The sequence below is a fragment of the Vibrio sp. 1562 genome (genome assembly GCF_033340155.1).
Taxonomy (GTDB): Bacteria; Pseudomonadota; Gammaproteobacteria; order Enterobacterales; family Vibrionaceae; genus Vibrio; species Vibrio alginolyticus.
On record NZ_JAWOVY010000029.1, the window covers coordinates 18,804 to 35,719 of the forward strand.

General features: G+C 46.3%; 13 protein-coding genes. 2 read left to right on the top strand and 11 right to left on the bottom strand.

The window, feature by feature from the left end:
* Positions 1-150: 150 nt before the first annotated feature.
* The 5 genes from astD to R7Z49_RS20925 form a co-directional block, all read right to left on the bottom strand.
* Positions 151-1,608, bottom strand: coding sequence for a succinylglutamate-semialdehyde dehydrogenase (gene astD, locus R7Z49_RS20905; protein WP_318111979.1), 1,458 nt, complete (start codon positions 1,606-1,608; stop codon positions 151-153).
* A gap of 28 nt (positions 1,609-1,636) precedes the next feature.
* On the bottom strand, positions 1,637-2,656 hold the full coding sequence (gene astA / locus R7Z49_RS20910; RefSeq protein ID WP_005381422.1) for an arginine N-succinyltransferase: 1,020 nt from the start codon (positions 2,654-2,656) through the stop codon (positions 1,637-1,639).
* A 109-nt stretch (positions 2,657-2,765) separates the two neighbouring features.
* The gene (locus R7Z49_RS20915) at positions 2,766-3,977 is read right to left on the bottom strand and encodes an aspartate aminotransferase family protein (RefSeq protein ID WP_064354372.1); all 1,212 of its coding nucleotides are present in this window, start codon (positions 3,975-3,977) and stop codon (positions 2,766-2,768) included.
* A gap of 361 nt (positions 3,978-4,338) precedes the next feature.
* Positions 4,339-4,926: an aminodeoxychorismate/anthranilate synthase component II gene (locus tag R7Z49_RS20920; protein ID WP_031780782.1), complete on the bottom strand. Its 588-nt coding sequence runs from the start codon at positions 4,924-4,926 to the stop codon at positions 4,339-4,341.
* Positions 4,927-5,115: 189 nt separating this feature from the next.
* Positions 5,116-8,070, bottom strand: coding sequence for an ExeM/NucH family extracellular endonuclease (locus R7Z49_RS20925; RefSeq protein ID WP_064368821.1), 2,955 nt, complete (start codon positions 8,068-8,070; stop codon positions 5,116-5,118).
* Positions 8,071-8,614: 544 nt separating this feature from the next.
* Between R7Z49_RS20925 and R7Z49_RS20930 the strand changes: the two genes are divergently transcribed.
* Positions 8,615-8,989, top strand: coding sequence for a hypothetical protein (locus tag R7Z49_RS20930; RefSeq protein ID WP_064354374.1), 375 nt, complete (start codon positions 8,615-8,617; stop codon positions 8,987-8,989).
* Positions 8,990-9,045: 56 nt separating this feature from the next.
* Here R7Z49_RS20930 and trpS read toward each other — a convergent pair whose 3' ends face one another.
* The 5 genes from trpS to nsrR form a co-directional block, all read right to left on the bottom strand.
* Positions 9,046-10,062, bottom strand: coding sequence for a tryptophan--tRNA ligase (gene trpS, locus R7Z49_RS20935; protein ID WP_005381398.1), 1,017 nt, complete (start codon positions 10,060-10,062; stop codon positions 9,046-9,048).
* Between the two features lie 116 nt (positions 10,063-10,178).
* Positions 10,179-10,865, bottom strand: a complete 687-nt coding sequence (locus R7Z49_RS20940; RefSeq protein WP_005382834.1) for a phosphoglycolate phosphatase — start codon at positions 10,863-10,865, stop codon at positions 10,179-10,181.
* A gap of 110 nt (positions 10,866-10,975) precedes the next feature.
* Complete coding sequence (gene rlmB / locus R7Z49_RS20945; RefSeq protein WP_005381395.1) at positions 10,976-11,719, bottom strand: 23S rRNA (guanosine(2251)-2'-O)-methyltransferase RlmB; 744 nt, start codon at positions 11,717-11,719, stop codon at positions 10,976-10,978.
* A 67-nt stretch (positions 11,720-11,786) separates the two neighbouring features.
* The gene (gene rnr, locus R7Z49_RS20950; protein WP_318111980.1) at positions 11,787-14,294 is read right to left on the bottom strand and encodes a ribonuclease R; all 2,508 of its coding nucleotides are present in this window, start codon (positions 14,292-14,294) and stop codon (positions 11,787-11,789) included.
* 115 nt (positions 14,295-14,409) lie between these two features.
* Positions 14,410-14,835, bottom strand: a complete 426-nt coding sequence (gene nsrR / locus R7Z49_RS20955) for a nitric oxide-sensing transcriptional repressor NsrR (RefSeq protein ID WP_017633731.1) — start codon at positions 14,833-14,835, stop codon at positions 14,410-14,412.
* Between the two features lie 157 nt (positions 14,836-14,992).
* On the opposite strand from nsrR, the gene hmpA reads away from it, so the two are divergent.
* Positions 14,993-16,177: an NO-inducible flavohemoprotein gene (hmpA, locus tag R7Z49_RS20960; protein WP_047103962.1), complete on the top strand. Its 1,185-nt coding sequence runs from the start codon at positions 14,993-14,995 to the stop codon at positions 16,175-16,177.
* Positions 16,178-16,257: 80 nt separating this feature from the next.
* Here the strand turns inward: hmpA and motX are convergent, their stop codons facing one another.
* Positions 16,258-16,893, bottom strand: coding sequence for a flagellar protein MotX (gene motX, locus R7Z49_RS20965; RefSeq protein ID WP_005381388.1), 636 nt, complete (start codon positions 16,891-16,893; stop codon positions 16,258-16,260).
* Between the last annotated feature and the right edge of the window lie 23 nt (positions 16,894-16,916).

The window sequence follows — 16,916 nt, forward strand, 5'->3', positions numbered from 1 at the left end:
AACCTGTGACGGTAAATGCCAGTCAGTCAACACGCTTTTCCGAGTCTTTGCTCACTTTTCGTGTTCTGCCAACGATCACTACAACCCATACCTAAATGATGCGCCGGCAAGGTGAGCCGCAATGCATAGTTGCGACTCTATTATTAAAACTTATAGCGCTACACCTGGACTCAATGTTGCAGGCAAGACAGTCTCTTGACCTTCCATTGATGCCATTGGGTACGCACAGTAATCTGCTGCGTAGTAAGCGCTTGGGCGCAAGTTACCCGACGCCCCCGGACCACCAAATGGCGCATCACCGCTTGCACCAGTGAGCTGGCGGTTACGGTTCACGATTCCTGCACGAATGTGGTCAACGAAGTATTCCCATTCTTGGTCGTCGGTTGAAACCAAACCAGCAGATAAGCCAAAGCGCGTATCGTTTGCTAGCACCACGGCTTTGTCTAATCCTTCGTAGCGCACCACTTGCAGAAGTGGGCCGAAGTACTCTTCATCTGGTAACTCAGCAATGTTCGTTACATCAATGATGCCTGGAGAAACAAACGCCGCCTCTCCTGCTTTCGCTTCAATCAAGCTTTCACCGCCAAGAGACTGTAGATTAGCTTGTGCATCAAGAATAAACTTGGCTGCCGCGACCGAAATTTGCGGTCCCATAAATGGCGCAGGTTCTGCAAATGGTTGGTCTACGCGAATATTGCGTGTCGCTTCAATGAGTGTGGTGATAAGCGCATCGCCTTTTTCACCCAATGGCACATACAAACGACGAGCACACGTACAACGCTGCCCAGCACTGATAAACGCTGACTGGATGATGGTGTAAACCGTGGCATCCAAATCACCATATTTATCAGAGATCACCATCGGGTTATTACCACCCATTTCTAGTGCGAGCATCTTGCCCGGTTGACCCGCAAATTGACGGTGTAATACATGCCCCGTATTCGCGCTACCCGTAAACAGTACGCCATCAATGCCTTTAGCGTCAGCGAGGGCGATACCAGTTTCTTTCGCGCCTTGGACAAGGTTAATCACGCCTTTCGGCAGACCGGCTTCTTCCCATAGCTTCATTGCCAATTCACCCGTCCATGGCGTTTGCTCAGACGGTTTGAAGACTACCGTGTTACCAGCCAATAGCGCAGGCACAATGTGACCATTTGGTAGGTGGCCTGGGAAGTTGTAAGGACCAAACACCGCCATCACGCCCAATGGGCGGTGGCGCAATACGATTTGGTTGCCTGCTGCTTCACGGCTCGCCTCACCAGTGCGGTCATGATAAGCGCGAATAGAAATCGCAATTTTACCTGCCATCGCTGCCGCTTCGGTACGTGTTTCCCAGATTGGCTTGCCGGTTTCTTTGGCAATCACTTCAGCGATTTTTTCGCTGTTCTCTTTTACTTTCTCAGCAAAAGCCAACACGTTCGCCTCACGCTCTGCAAATGGACGCTTTTTCCAGTCAATAAACGCTTCACGCGCTGCAGATACCGCCTGGTTCACCTGCTCTGCCGTTGCACCTTTGCCTTGCCAGATTACTTCTTGGTTGTACGGCGACAGAGACGTAAATGCTTCACCCTGACCTTGTACCCACTCACCTGCAATCCAATGTGTCATTGTTTCTATCCTTAAATTCTGTCGTCTGTTACTGCGGAAGAAGGCGAACGAAATCCCCTTCTTCAACCGAAAGTGCATCCGCAACGTCTGGTGCAATCATCACGCTTTGTGTTTCTGCGTCATACGCCGCTTTAGTGACTGTCGCACGGAAGTTCTCGAAAGATGAATTACACATCAAGAAGTCTTGTGTGCTGGAATGTTCAGAGATTTTGACTTGCGCACGGAATGAATGACGTACCGACTCAATATTACGCAGATCACACTCAACCGTTGGGCCACCGTCGAAGATGTCGACGTAGCCTCGGTTGGTAAAACCTTCACGCTCAAGCAGCTTCAGCGCTGGACGCGTGTTGTCATGTACTTGACCAATCACGGCTTGCGCTTCTGGGCTGAGCAGATTGATGTAAATAGGCAGTTTCGGCATCAAGTCGGCGATAAAGCCTTTCTTGCCGATACCTGTCAGGTAATCTGCAAGAGTGAAATCGATAGAGAAGAAATGCTCTTGAAGCCATTGCCAGAATGGTGAATTACCCTCGTCGTCTGAAACGCCACGCATCTCCGCAAAGATCGTTTCAGAGAAGCGCTCTGGGTGCTCTGCCATCATTAGGAAACGACACTTCGACATTAGACGACCATTCAGACCTTGGCGGAATTTCTCACGCAAGAACAAGGTACAAATTTCGCTGTTACCCGTGTAGTTATTACCAAAAGTAAGCAGTTTAACGACGTTGTTAACGCCAAGCTTTGGCGACGAGTGCACAACTTTACTAATGTGATATGAGTAAAATGGGACATCCCAGCCGATAGATGCTTCGATTCCGGTGGTACCCGCAACCTCACCCGTTTCAGAGTCAAAGCCAACCATCAGGTAGCCTTCATCGCCTGGTTCTGCCACATCTGGCTTACCAAAGCTGTACTCTGAATGTTTGATTCGATTGGTTAACAGTTCTTCGTTAACCGGTAGAGATGTAAATCCGTGACCAGACTCCACCGCACAAGTGTGCAGTGCGTCGTAATCCGACATCGCGATAGGGCGAACTACTAGCATCAATACTCCCTCCAGATGCAAGAAGATCCTAACTATATTGTAGGAACAATTCCCCCATCAGAGATCCTTGACGGGGGTGTCTGCGTTGACGTTTAAACTGATATCGCGCTTAAACTAAAGTCGCGATCGCTTTATCCAGTTTCGCCAAGCCTTCTTCAATTTCTTGTTGTGTGATAACGAGTGATGGTGTGAAACGTACGACATTGGCACCCGCAACCAATACCATGAGACCTTGTTTACCTGCAGCAACCAGCACGTCACGCGCACGGCCTTGCCATTCTTCATTTAGTGCAGCGCCAAGTAATAGGCCTTGACCGCGCACTTCTGAGAAGATGTTGTACTTCGCGTTGATCTTCTCTAGACCTTCACGGAACATTGCTTCGCGTTCTAGTACACCAGCCAAAACCTCTGGCTTAGTGACTTCATTTACAACCGCTTCTGCAACCGCACACGCTAGTGGGTTACCGCCATATGTAGAACCGTGAGTGCCCACTTTCATGTGCTCTGCCAATTTTGCTGTCGTTAGCATTGCACCGATTGGGAAACCGCCACCAAGTGATTTCGCAGTACTTAGAATATCTGGCGTGATACCTAAACCTTGGTAAGCGTAGAAGTTACCTGTTCGGCCATTACCAGTTTGCACTTCATCGAAGATCAGTAAGGCGTTGTGTTTGTCACACAGCTCGCGAACCGCTTGAGCGAACTCAGGCGTTGGTGGCACGATGCCGCCTTCACCTTGTAATGGCTCCATCATGACCGCACAAGTACGATCAGACATGTGTGCTTGTAAAGCTTCGATATCGTTGTAAGGAAGGTGTGTCACGTCGCCTGGCTTAGGACCGAAGCCGTCAGAGTATGCCGCTTGGCCACCAACCGTTACGGTAAAGAATGTACGACCGTGGAAACCTTGTTTGAATGCAATGATTTCAGATTTCTCAGTACCATGAACGTCTGCTGCATAACGACGTGCCAGCTTCAAAGCGGCTTCGTTTGCTTCTGCGCCAGAGTTAGCAAAGAACACACGCTCAGCAAAACTCACTTCTGTTAGCTTTTTCGCCAGACGAAGGGCTGGTTCGTTCGTCATAACGTTACTTAAGTGCCAAAGCTTGTTAGCTTGCTCTGTTAGTGCGTTTACCATTACTGGATGACAATGGCCAAGACAGCTCACTGCAATACCACCAGCAAAGTCGATGTATTCATTACCTTCCTGATCCCAAACACGTGAACCTTTACCTTTAACAGGGATCATTTCCATCGGGTTATAGCAAGGTACCATTACCTCATCGAATAAACCGCGCTCTACTTTAATTTCCGTTGTCATTGCACATTCCTTCTTGATACCGCATGCGTAGCAGATAAGCGAATTTAACCGGCTCTCTTTGCCAGCAAATAATGTTTTGCATTTAAGCTATTGCGGCATTGTATTTACATTTAATTAACCATTTCAATAGTGATTTATTCTTTTCGTTCTCGAAAGCAACTTCCATTAATCACTGCTTATGACTATTTATGCATCAAGAAAGTAAAATAGAGAAGTGATTTTTTATAAATGTTATGTAATACAGGGGATAGAAGGTTTAAAAAGACATGAATAGACAAAGAGACTCGAGAGAATCGCATAGTTTTGCAATCTGCTCACCTCAGCAAAAAGATGAATGATTTGTTAAGAAAAGTGATCGCGATCAGATCGCTTTGCGTGCTAAAAAGTTCGCAAGCAACTCGTGACCTTGCTCAGTTTTGATTGATTCTGGGTGGAACTGCACCGCATCAATTGGCAAGGCTTTATGTTGGTAACCCATTATTTCATCCATGCTTCCGTCCGGCAGTTCTGTCCATGCAGTCAGTTCAAACACGTCGGGTAAAGTACCGTTTTTCACCACAAGAGAGTGATAACGGGTTACCGTGAGTGGGTTATTCAGATTTTTAAACACACTACGACCGTTATGACGAATCGGTGAGGTCTTACCGTGCATCACTTGTCGTGCACGTACCACTTCACCCCCAAACACTTGCGCTATCGCTTGATGGCCAAGGCAAACACCCAATATTGGAAGCTTACCAGCGAAGTGTTCTATCGCTTTCAGTGAAATACCTGCTTCGTTCGGCGTACATGGCCCTGGCGAGATCACCAAATGAGTTGGGTTGAGCGCCTCAATGCCTTGGATATCGATTTCATCGTTACGCACCACCTTTACGTCTGCACCAAGCTCGCAGAAGTATTGGTAAAGGTTGTAGGTAAAAGAGTCGTAGTTATCGATGATCAACAACATAAAGGGTCGGTTGCTCCAATCCGTTTTGGCAATGCTTACGTAGTGAATCGCCACGTTCGTGACAATCAAGGGCGGTATTTTGCTATACCAAGCAAGAAAGGCAAGTTTTTGCTGAATAAAAAGGCCAGCATAGGCTGGCCTTTGGTCTTTACAGTTATTTAGGAACTGTTTGTCAGGAAGTAAATTCGCTTAGCGGCGACGACGGAATAAGCCGAGACCTAGCAGCGCAAATAGAGCACCAAAACCAAACGAACCACCATCTGAATCCTTCGACCCTTCTGTTCCAGCTTCAGTTTGCGTCATTGAAACATCACGAACAGAGCTAAACTTCACGATATTACCTGTCGAGTCAGTCACTTTCTCTTCTAACTGATAATTACCTTGCTCTGGCGTTTGTTCAAACTCAATATTCACGCTACGCGCATCAATATCAGCTTGAACTAAGGTTTGGCTAGCCGAGTAAGCTTTCGTATCGCTGCTTGCCGCAGCCGCTTGTGTGGATGGCGTTAAGTTCACCGTAACAATATCGCCCACAACCGCCGTTGGTGGTAAACGGACATCGACGGCTAAGTTGTCACCTGCTTTAGGTAAATCGATGTCATCATCTGGTAAATCAATCGCGATGATCACTGGATCGTGGTCAGAGGCAGAGAACGCATCTTTGTACTTCGGCATATCACCTGTGTACTTGCTGCTGTATTCGAACAAGTTACTCTCTAGTGAGTTGATGTGCCAATCTTCAATTGCTACCACTTTTTGCGCTAGGCTGCTGCTTGCCAATGCGTGGTCCAAATTACCCAGCTCGCCCGAATAGGTGTAAGAAAACGTATCAGTGCCGTGCAGCAACGTGTTTAAATTGTGCAGACCGTAACCTTTTTCAATTTTGGTCTTCTCTACTTGAAGTTCACCATCACCAATGGTTGTGTAAGCAGCAGTATAAATGTCACGGCCGTATTTCTCTTTCGAGTAATCAGTCAGTGTCAGAAGTGGGTCTTCCATGCCATAAGCATTGAGGTCGCCCATGAGCAATACATCGCCTTTCACCTCTTTCAACGCTTCACCCACTGCGTGCGCAGCAGAAACGCGGAAGTTGTTACAGTTGCCTTGCAGATCCGCTGGCTCAGAGTCTTCTACGCCCGCAATCCACTCTTCAATACATTCAGAACCTTTCGATTTGAAGTGGTTAACAACAACAGACAGATCTTTACCTGTCTCTTTCACCGTGAAGGTTTGTAGCAAGCTATGACGTTGGTATTTGTCGTAAGCTGGGTTGCCTTCCGCATCGTCACCACGCGTAATGGTGTTTTCTTCGATGTGCTGCTCTGGCGTCACAATCACTTTCGCCGCTTCTTTTGGCGTCACTTCGTTTGCACGGTATAGGATCGCCACCATGATCGCATCGCTACCAAAGTATTCGTCTTGGTATTTGTCTTGATCCGCGATTTCAACATAAGTGTAATGATCTTCTGCATCTTCGATTTCAGCATTCAATGCATCAACCAAGTTCTTCACTGCACTGCTGTCACCAAAGCCGTTGTTCTCGACTTCCATCAAACCAATGATGTCAGCGTCCATCTTGTTCATCGCCGCAACGATTTTCGCTTGTTGGATCAGGAACTCATCTAGGTTAGTCGCACCACGGTTTTGTCCGGTTGGGTTTTCATGGCCACTGTCAGCCACAGAGTTGAAGTAGTTCAGTACGTTGAAGCTGGCGATACGCAAATCTGAATCCGCAATCGCTGGAGCATCTTTACGAGCCACGTCGAAGCCTTCACCTGAAGTCACGAAGTTGGTGTTATCAACTTCATTGGTCGCAATCAGGCGGTATTCATTGTAGCTGTAAGCCACGACGCCCTGCAGACCTTCGACTCGCGAACCAAGGCGAATGTGCTGCTCAGAAGAGCCATCTTGATCTGCATCTTTTGCAAAGTCAGGGTAGTAAGGAATTTGGCCGTTTGGTGCTTTGCCGTCAGATTCTAGGTATACGCGGTTCGCTGCGTTGTCTTTTGCTAGCTTAACGGCTGCATCACTCTCTGCAGCGTGCAATTGAGTCGGCTTAAACAGTGGCGCTTCATGAGACAGCATCATGTTGTTACGACGTGAATCGTAGTCGTAAGAGAAGTTGCGAGTTACAAACAAGTCACTTGCCGAAGTTAGTTCAACTTGCATGCCTTCATGACGCTCTAGCGCATCACGTAGTGTTTCACCTTCTTTGATAACAAGATCGGTAACTCGAGGAATATCCGATGTGCCTGTTTTCACATAGCTGTTAGCATCAGAAGCTAGCTGAGTATTACTGTAGTACTCTTGAACTTTACCTTTAACACAAACAACGTCACCAGCTTTTAGCTCCGTATCTGCCGCATCGGTATGAATGAACAAGCCTTCTGAGGTCTTGTCGTTGTTGTCACTTTCTAGTGCTTGTAGGTAGAAACCTTTGGTTAGGCCAGTGGTAACAGCAGTCACGACACCAGTTACGAAATGATCTTCGTCAGTAATGTATGGGTAACCATCAATGAATGGAGATGTATCGCCTTCACCTTGAATATCTTGGATGGTAGTGAAGTTAGGTTGCTGACCGTCTACTTCACAAGCGAATGGTGCTGGTGGCTCAGTCGCATTTAGCTCACCAAGGCCGTCAATGTTGTCTTTCTCAAATGCCGTCCACTGAGATGCATCATAAGTAGCAGAAGGGGTTAGTGCATCACTGTTACGAACTAATGTGGTGTCTTTACCAAAATCTACGTCACCCATCACACCGATGATGTCGTGCACTTCACCATCTTTAAGCAGTGCGATCGGGTCGTCACCGTTAAAGTTCGCAACGCTTTTATCTGTGATATCCGAGACAGCTTTGATGGTATCGCTCGCGTCACCATGCGCCAGTACATACACTTGGTTAGCTTGTAGCGTCACTTGGCTAAGGTCGAATGTGCTACCCCAAGTACCACCACCGTTTGATGATTTCGCCAACTCGTAGCCAGTGAGTGTCACCGCAGTATCACCCGTATTAGCGATCTCTACCGCTTTATTATAAGCGCCGCCTTCTACGTATTGGGAAATAATAATCTCTGCGTTCGCGTTTGCACTAAGTGCACTGGCGATGGTTAATGCGAGTATTGAGGGTTTGATTAACGTGTCCATTGTCATACCTGATATTTATGTAAATGCAAACTTAGCTCTGGTTAGAGCCTGCCATTTGCGTCTACTATCAGGTTTATTTATGAAATAAATAAGAATGAGTAATTAAAGCCGTGAAATGAATCACATGTGAATATAAGAAAATATGCCAGAGCATCCCATTCAAACATTTTTTGTAATAAATACAGAGCGCTATTGATAAACAAGTCAGAATTTAGATTGATTACTCAGTTTACTTTTTCACTTCATGTTAAGGAGTAGAAAATACATCACTTGTTGAGTTGCTTATTAACCCAACCGTTCCTGTTACAAATAAAAAATATAATTAGTCACTAATTTAGAATGCTTTAATTTTCACTTGTATCACTGTTCAAGCCCAAGAATCTATTACTCGCTTCGTTCTCTCTTATACAGGCCCCTCATACTTCAAAGTTTTCATGATTTATTCAATAACTTTTCATTACTCACTAGCCAAAAACATACACAAAAGATATAACACCTGCGCGAGACAATAAGATCTCATTAGCTGTAAACCCAGGAACGACAAATGAAAACAATTCAACGCAGTGTGCTAGCTCTCTCCCTACTTGGCTTGATAGCGGGGTGTCAGTTGACCGCCAGTGAGCCACTTCAACCTACGGCGAATCAAGACATCATCGAATCAGCCAAAAATGAACTGGATGGTATTGAAGAGCTAGAAGTCAGTGACGAGGGTGTTATTACCTTTACTCAGCGTCTAAGAACGCCAGGAACCTACTGGATTCCAGCGAGAATTAAAGAACTCAGCTACGATATATCATGCGTACAGCTTAGTTACTTCATTGATAGAGGCATGGTTGTGAAGTCTGCCTTTCTAGGAGCTCGAGGACGTGTTGAATATTACGACATGGAACGCTGTATGAAAGACACACCATTTCAGTAATACAGGCATAAAAAAAGCTCCACCAAAGTGGAGCTTTTCGTATTCGTTCTTAGCAACTATGGGCGAGCTACAAAACCTACTGCTTCGTATGCTTTCTTAAGCGTTTCAGCCGCTCGTGCCGAGGCTTTCTCAGCGCCTTGCTGCATTACCTCGTCCATGTAAGCACGATCAGCGCGAATACGGTGATATTCTGCTTGAATTGGCTCAAGCATTGCTACAACTGCCTCACCAACATCTTTCTTAAATGGGCCATACATTTCTACGCCTTGGTACTTCGCTTCAATCTCTTCGAAGCTCATGCCTGTCGCCGCAGAGTACAGACCCATTAGGTTAGCAATGCCCGCCTTGTTCTCGATATCATGACGGATACTTGGTGGCGTTTCGGTATCGGTTTGCGCTTTGTTGATCTTCTTAAGGATCGACTTAGGCTCTTCCAGCAGCGTGATAACGTTCTTACGGTTGTCATCAGATTTAGACATCTTCTTCGTTGCGTCTTGAAGGCTCATTACACGCGCATTTACTGTCGGAATGTAAGGCTCTGGAACTTGGAAGATTGGCTGCTCTGGCGAGTAAATATTGTTGAAACGCGTTGCGATATCGCGCGCTAATTCTAGATGTTGCTTCTGGTCACTGCCTACAGGTACTTGGTGTGCACCGTAAAGCAAAATGTCAGCCGCCATCAACACCGGGTAGTCAAATAGACCGACGTTTACGTCATTCGCGTAACGTGCCGATTTGTCTTTAAACTGAGTCATACGGCTCAGCTCACCCATTTGAGTGTAGCAGTTAAGAAGCCAACCTAATTGAGCATGCTCTGGTACATGTGACTGAACAAATAGCGTGCTCTTCTTCGGGTCAACACCAACTGCCAGACAAATTGCCAGTGCGTCTAGAGTTGCTTCATGCAGCGCTTTAGGGTCCTGACGAACCGTAATCGCGTGAAGGTCTACCACACAATATTGGCAATCATAATCGTCTTGCATCTGCTGCCATTGACGTAGAGCACCCAAGTAGTTACCGATACTTAGTTCACCTGAAGGTTGAACACCACTCAATACAATGGGTTTGCTCATTAGAATGATTCCTTTGACTTCTTAATCTAATTAAATGAAAAAAACCGTGCAGTAATAGGTGCACGGTTTACTCAGTGTACTCATTAACGAGTATTTTGGAAGCTCTTTTGTAGCCGTTATGCAGAAACCGCTACAACGTCCAATAATTCTGCCAAACTGTCAGCGACGAAATCTGGATTTGATGCTGAAATAGGTTCACCGTGGTTGTAACCATATGTCAGACCAAATGAGGCACAGCCTGCATTCTTTGCTGCGAGAATGTCGTTTTTCGAGTCGCCAACCATCAGCATTTCACTTGGTTGGATTTGGTGCTTTTCCATTAGCCAGTTCAATGCTACTGGGTTTGGTTTTTTCTCTGGGAATGCATCACCGCCAAGGACATCAACGAAGTATTTTGCGATGTCGTGCTTTTCCAAAACGTCAGGCACAAACTTTGAAGGTTTGTTAGTCACCAACGCCATAACAAAGCCCGCTTTGTGCAGCTCTGCTAGTGTCTCTTTTACCGTTGGGTAAAGATGACTTAGCTTGTGACCGCTTTGCTCGTAGTAATCATCAAACAATACACGCGCTTTAGCACGAAGCTCTTCACTCAGCTCCGGGTTGATGGTCAGGCTTTGGCTTAATGAGCGACCAATAAGCACGTCTGCGCCGTTACCCACGTAATCACGAACTTGTTCTTCTGAAACCGATGGAAAGCCAAGCGCCTGTACTGCTTGGTCTGCCGCGACAGCTAGATCTGGCACGCTATCAAGCAAAGTGCCATCTAGATCGAAGGCGATGAATTTAATGTCTTGTTGAGTCATAACTTCCCTGAGGATTTTTATTTATAAATCGGTGAAAACGACAAAGGATGGCACCCCATCCTTTGTTTTTATCATTATGTCTGATTCGACAGTAACTGTTTGTTTCGTCGTCACTTTGCAGCAATACGCTGACGAACTGCCTCAAACAAACAGATGCCGGATGCCACAGATACGTTCAAGCTTGAAACGCTACCAGCCATTGGGATCTTAATCAAATCGTCGCAGGTTTCACGAGTAAGACGACGCATACCGTCACCTTCTGCTCCCATTACGATAGCAAGGGGTCCAGTCAGTTTGGCTTGGTAGATGTCGTGCGTTGCTTCACCCGCAGTACCAACAAACCAGATGCCTTTCTCTTGCAATGTACGCATAGTACGAGCCAAGTTAGTCACTCGGATCAATGGTACGACTTCAGCTGCACCACAAGCGACTTTACTTACCGTCGCATTCATTGGCGCAGAACGATCTTTCGGTACGATGATCGCCGCAGCACCTGCCGCATCTGCGTTACGTAAACACGCACCAAGATTGTGTGGATCGGTCACGCCGTCTAACACTAAGAGCAGTGGTGATTCGTGCTGCGCCAGGATGTCATCAATATCGTTCTCATTCAGCTGCTTCGCTGGTTTCACACGAGCGATGATGCCTTGGTGATTTGCACCGCGTGCTTTGTCATCCAAGGTTTTACGTGTCATCTGCTGAATAGAAACACCACAAACCTGAAGATCATTTAGGATTGGCATTAGGCGATCATCTTGACGACCTTTTAAAACGTACGCCTCGATAAAACGCTCTGGTTCGCGCTCCAATACCGCCTTCACTGCGTGAATGCCGTAGATAAATTCGTTACTCATTGTTTAACCTGTTGTTCTGGTCGTATTGCCTGCGCCAACCGAGTTTGAACTAAGTTGGCGCTTCAACCTACTGCGCTTCTTTTTTAGTGCGCTTGGTTTTCTTCGGCTTACTGTGCGGCTTCTTTTTACGTGCTTTTTTCACTTTAGGCTTCTCGTTGCCTTCGGCGTCACCACGTTTTGGGCCATTACGCTTACTCGTTGCGCTCGTTTCTTCTGGGCGTTTAGTTGGCTCTATCGCAGGAATTGCACGAGCCGCGCCACCTTCTTTCGATGAAGAGCGAGTCGCAGCGCGTTTTTTATCTTTCGCTTTGCGTTTTGCTTCCGCTGCGCGTTTCTTCGCAGTCTTACCTTCGCCGCGTAGCTTACGACTTGTTTCGACCAATTCAAAGTCAATTTGCTTGTCATCGAGGTTAACAGCCAGTACTTTTACTTTTACTGCATCACCTAAGCGGTAGATGTTACCGAAACTTTCACCAATAAGTCGTTGACCAATCGGGTCAAATTGATAGTAGTCGTTCGCAAGGGTAGAAATATGTACCAAACCATCGATGTGCAAATCCGTTAAACGTACAAAGAAGCCAAAGCTAGTGACATTAGCGATAACACCGTCTAGTTCGTCACCGACGTGGTCTTGCATATATTCACACTTCAGCCAATCCGCAACATCACGTGTTGCATCATCAGCACGGCGCTCTGTCATCGAACATTGTTCGCCGTAAAAATCCATGTCGTCAAACGAGTAATGATAGCCACCTGTTGGTGTCCAGCGATCTTGATTACGACCTTCTTCTTTAGCAATCAGATACTTGATTGCACGGTGAAGTAACAAGTCAGGGTAACGACGAATTGGCGACGTAAAGTGCGCATAGCGTTTCAATGCCAACCCAAAGTGCCCCGCGTTATCTGCGTTGTATACCGCTTGCTTCATTGAGCGTAGCAGCATGGTCTGAATCAACTCTTGATCTTGACGCCCGGAGATTTGACGTGCGAGATCAGCATAGTCCGTTGGTGAAGGCTCTAAACCACCTTTTAGCTCAAGACCAAGTTCACTTAAGAAGTCACGGAAACCTTGCAGGCGTAATTCACCTGGAGATTCGTGGATACGATAAAGCGCGGGCTCTTTCGCTTTTTCTACCAGCGATGCCGAAGCAATGTTGGCTAAAATCATACATTCTTCGATGATCTTATGCGCGTCATTACGAATAACTGGCTCAATACTTTCGATTTTACGTTCCGCATTGAAAATAAATTTGGTTTCAACGGTTTCAAATTCGATTGCACCGCGTTGATCTCGTGCTTCTTTCAGCACTTTGTACATCTTGTGCAACTCTTCTAGATGAGAAACAAGCGGCTGGTAGCGCTCACGTAGTTCTTCATCCCCTTCTAGAATCGCGCTCACTTTGCTATATGTGAGACGAGCGTGCGAGTTCATCACCGCCTCGTAATGCTTGTAACCAGACAGCTTACCTGTATCGGAAATGGTCATTTCGCACACCATACACAAGCGATCTACTTGCGGGTTAAGCGAACATAGGCCGTTCGATAGTACTTCTGGCAACATCGGCACAACTTGCGACGGGAAATATACTGAGTTACCACGATTGATCGCTTCTTTGTCCAACGCAGAGTCAGGACGAACGTAGTAACTGACGTCAGCAATCGCTACCCATAAACGCCAACCACCTTCTTTGTTCTTTTCACAATAAACGGCATCATCAAAGTCTCGTGCGTCTTCGCCGTCAATGGTCACTAGTGGCAAATCACGTAGATCCACACGACCAACTTTGGCTTCTTCTGGTACTTCTTCGCCCAAGTTTTCGATTTGTTTATCGACGGCTTCTGGCCACTCGTGAGGAATTTGGTGTGTACGAATCGCAATTTGTGTTTCCATACCTGGTGCCATATTTTCACCAAGGACTTCAACCACTTTACCCATCATGCCGCGTGAGCGTGAGCCACGATCAGTAATTTCAATTACGACTACGTTACCCATGCGTGCACCCGCTTTGTGCTCATTTGGGATCAGGATATCTTGGCTGATACGCGAGTCATCTGGGACAACATAGGAGTATCCATATTCAAGGAAGAAACGACCGACGATTTGATCATTACGCTCCTCTAGCACACGCACCAAACGTCCTTCACGGCGGCCGCGCTTGCTGTTGTCTGTAGGTTGCACTAAGACAAAATCACCGTGGATGATGTTCTTCATCTGATGGTGCGGTAACAGAATATCATCATCCTTGCCGACGCTGCCTTCTGGACGTACCCAACCATGGCCATCACGATGACCAATCACGTAACCTTTCACCATTTCAAGTTTTTCAGGCAATGCATAGCACTGACGGCGGGTAAACACCAGTTGGCCATCTCGCTCCATCGCACGTAGCCGACGACGCAACCCTTCGTATTGCTCTTCGCCCTCAAGCTTTAGTGCCTCAAACAAGTCGTTACGATTCATTGGAACGCCCGCTTGCTCTAGAAACTCGATGATAAACTCTCGGCTTGGAATTGGATTTTCGTAATTTTTGGATTCACGATCTGCAAAAGGATCGTTTGGAATATTGTCTGACATAGGCACGCCTATCTAGCAAGGAAGGTATATGGCTAGTATATCTGAGTCTCTCGATAAGCTACAGAATTGCTTTGAAAAAAGAATGATCGAGATCGACTCTAGGCATGCAAATGAGTTAAGGACGAGCCAGCAAGATCAAAAGTTCAGAATTGTCACTGAGCAAGGATTCAATCGTGCAGTTATCCAACTCCGCCAGAAAGGCACTTTTTGCTTTCGCCAATTTATCTTTGAGGCGGCAAGCAGGGGTAATATGACAAAAATCCACACCACAGTTGACTAAATCTAACGGCTCTAAATCGCGCACAACACCACCGACTGTGATTTCAGATGCTGGCTTCATCAGCCGGATACCACCGTTTTTTCCGCGCACGGTATGGACATAACCCAACTGTCCTAACCGATTGATAACTTTAACCATATGGTTGCGCGACACACCAAATAAATCCGTCACTTCGGTAATGCTGGTTAACTCATCTTCCGGCAACGAAGCCAAGAAAATTAAGGTTCTCAACGCATAATCAGTGAAACTAGTTAACTGCATATTATCTCCCAAAGTGCGACTCAATAACCCGCTGGTGATGCTAAAACCCCAAACTTGAGCTATCGATAAAAGTGTAAATCTTTTCTTGATCGAAAGATACATTTGAGATACAACTTTAAACATGCATTATAAATACAACTTAAAGTAGGAAGCCCTTATGCTCAGCAATCAAACTATCGAGATCGTCAAAGCGACCGCACCACTCATCGCCGAAACAGGACCAAAACTGACCGCGCACTTTTACGAGCGTATGTTTACTCATAACCCTGAGTTGAAAGATATTTTTAACATGAGTAACCAGCGTAACGGCGATCAGCGTGAAGCATTATTCAACGCTATCTGTGCCTATGCTGCCAATATTGAAAATTTGCCAGCTCTGCTTGGCGCAGTAGAGAAAATTGCGCATAAGCACACGAGCTTTTTGATCACAGAAGATCAGTACCAAATCGTTGGTAAGCATTTACTTGCGACAATCGATGAGCTTTTTAATCCAGGTCAAGAGGTTTTGGATGCTTGGGCTGAGGCTTACGGCGTACTTGCGAATGTATTTATTCAGCGCGAAGAACAAATTTACCAACAAAATGAAGCTTTGGAAGGCGGCTGGCGCGGTCTACGCGAATTTGAATTAGTCGATAAAAAGATTGAGAGCGAACACATTTGCAGCTTTGTATTCAAGCCAACCGATGGTCAAAAAGTGGCGCCGTATAAACCGGGACAATACCTTGGCATCTACATCAACAGTGACCAGTTAGAAAACCAAGAAATTCGCCAATATAGTCTGTCTTCTGCGGTCCAAGAGAACACTTACCGTATCTCGGTAAAACGTGAAGAAGGCGGAAAAGTGTCGAACTACCTGCACGATAGCCTGAACATTGGCGAAAAAGTGCAGCTTGCGGCCCCTGCCGGTGACTTCTTTATGGATGCCGAACCACAAACACCCGTTGTTCTAATATCTGCTGGTGTGGGACTTACTCCAACGCTGTCAATGCTAGAAAGTCTCTCAGCACATCAAGCACCTGTAACCTGGGTTCATGCAACCGAAAATGGCCAACAGCATGCTTTCAAGCAACACGTAAACCAACTCGTTGCAGAAAAAGAAAATATGAACGCGCTCATTTGGTATAACCAACCAACGGCAGAAGACAAACTAGGTGAAGACTTCCACTTCACGGGCTTTGTCAATCTGTATGAAATTGAAGCTGCATTAAAGCAAGATAACGTGCAGGTGTACTTCTGTGGCCCTGTAGGATTTATGCAGCACATAGCGAAACAGCTATTAGAACTTGGCGTACCAGAAGAGCAATTCCATTACGAATGCTTCGGTCCACACAAAGTGGTTTAAGCGCTATCAGCTATCGGGAAAACAACAAAGCCCACGTGACGTGGGCTTTGTTGTATGAAGTTGTTTGCAATATTGAAGCGTTACCAAAAGGTGTCTCGCCGTTTAGCTCGAGCAATAACGTTTTGTGGCATGCGCTGTTCAAGGCCGTTTCTCAATACAGTTATGCGCTTATGCTGCCGCTTATCTGCTGTGACAGAGTTATATAACCAACGATACGCATCTTCGTAATCGAGTGGACTGCCATAATCACGTAAAAGCAACTCGGCCAGATGAATACGCGCGTTTAGGTTTCCCATTGACGCAGCTTCTCGCAAATATGGAATTGCACGTTCTTTATCTTGCTGTACTAAAGTGCCACGCGAATAGTATCGGCCAATCTGCTCTAGTGCAGCAGGTAACCCCTGATGCGCTGCATTTTCGATGTAGTAAAGACCCAGTTCGACATCTTGCTCGACACACACACCCCAAGCTAACATATCTCCGTATAGAAACTCATAAGCGGGTAAGTTAATTCGAGTCGCACGAGCTACGATATCCTCCACCAGCTGGCAGTTATCAGCGCGCACACGTTGTAAGTGCTTATTTTGCTCAATAAGCTTTATCAGCTCTGCTTCGGTATAGATCGGAACTGGTGCCCCCACATCAGCAACATTGGCTTTCACTGTGGTAGCAACCAAGGTCAACAACAGTGAAGCAGCCACTGTTCGTAACTTCATAAACGTACCCTTAAGGTATCTAA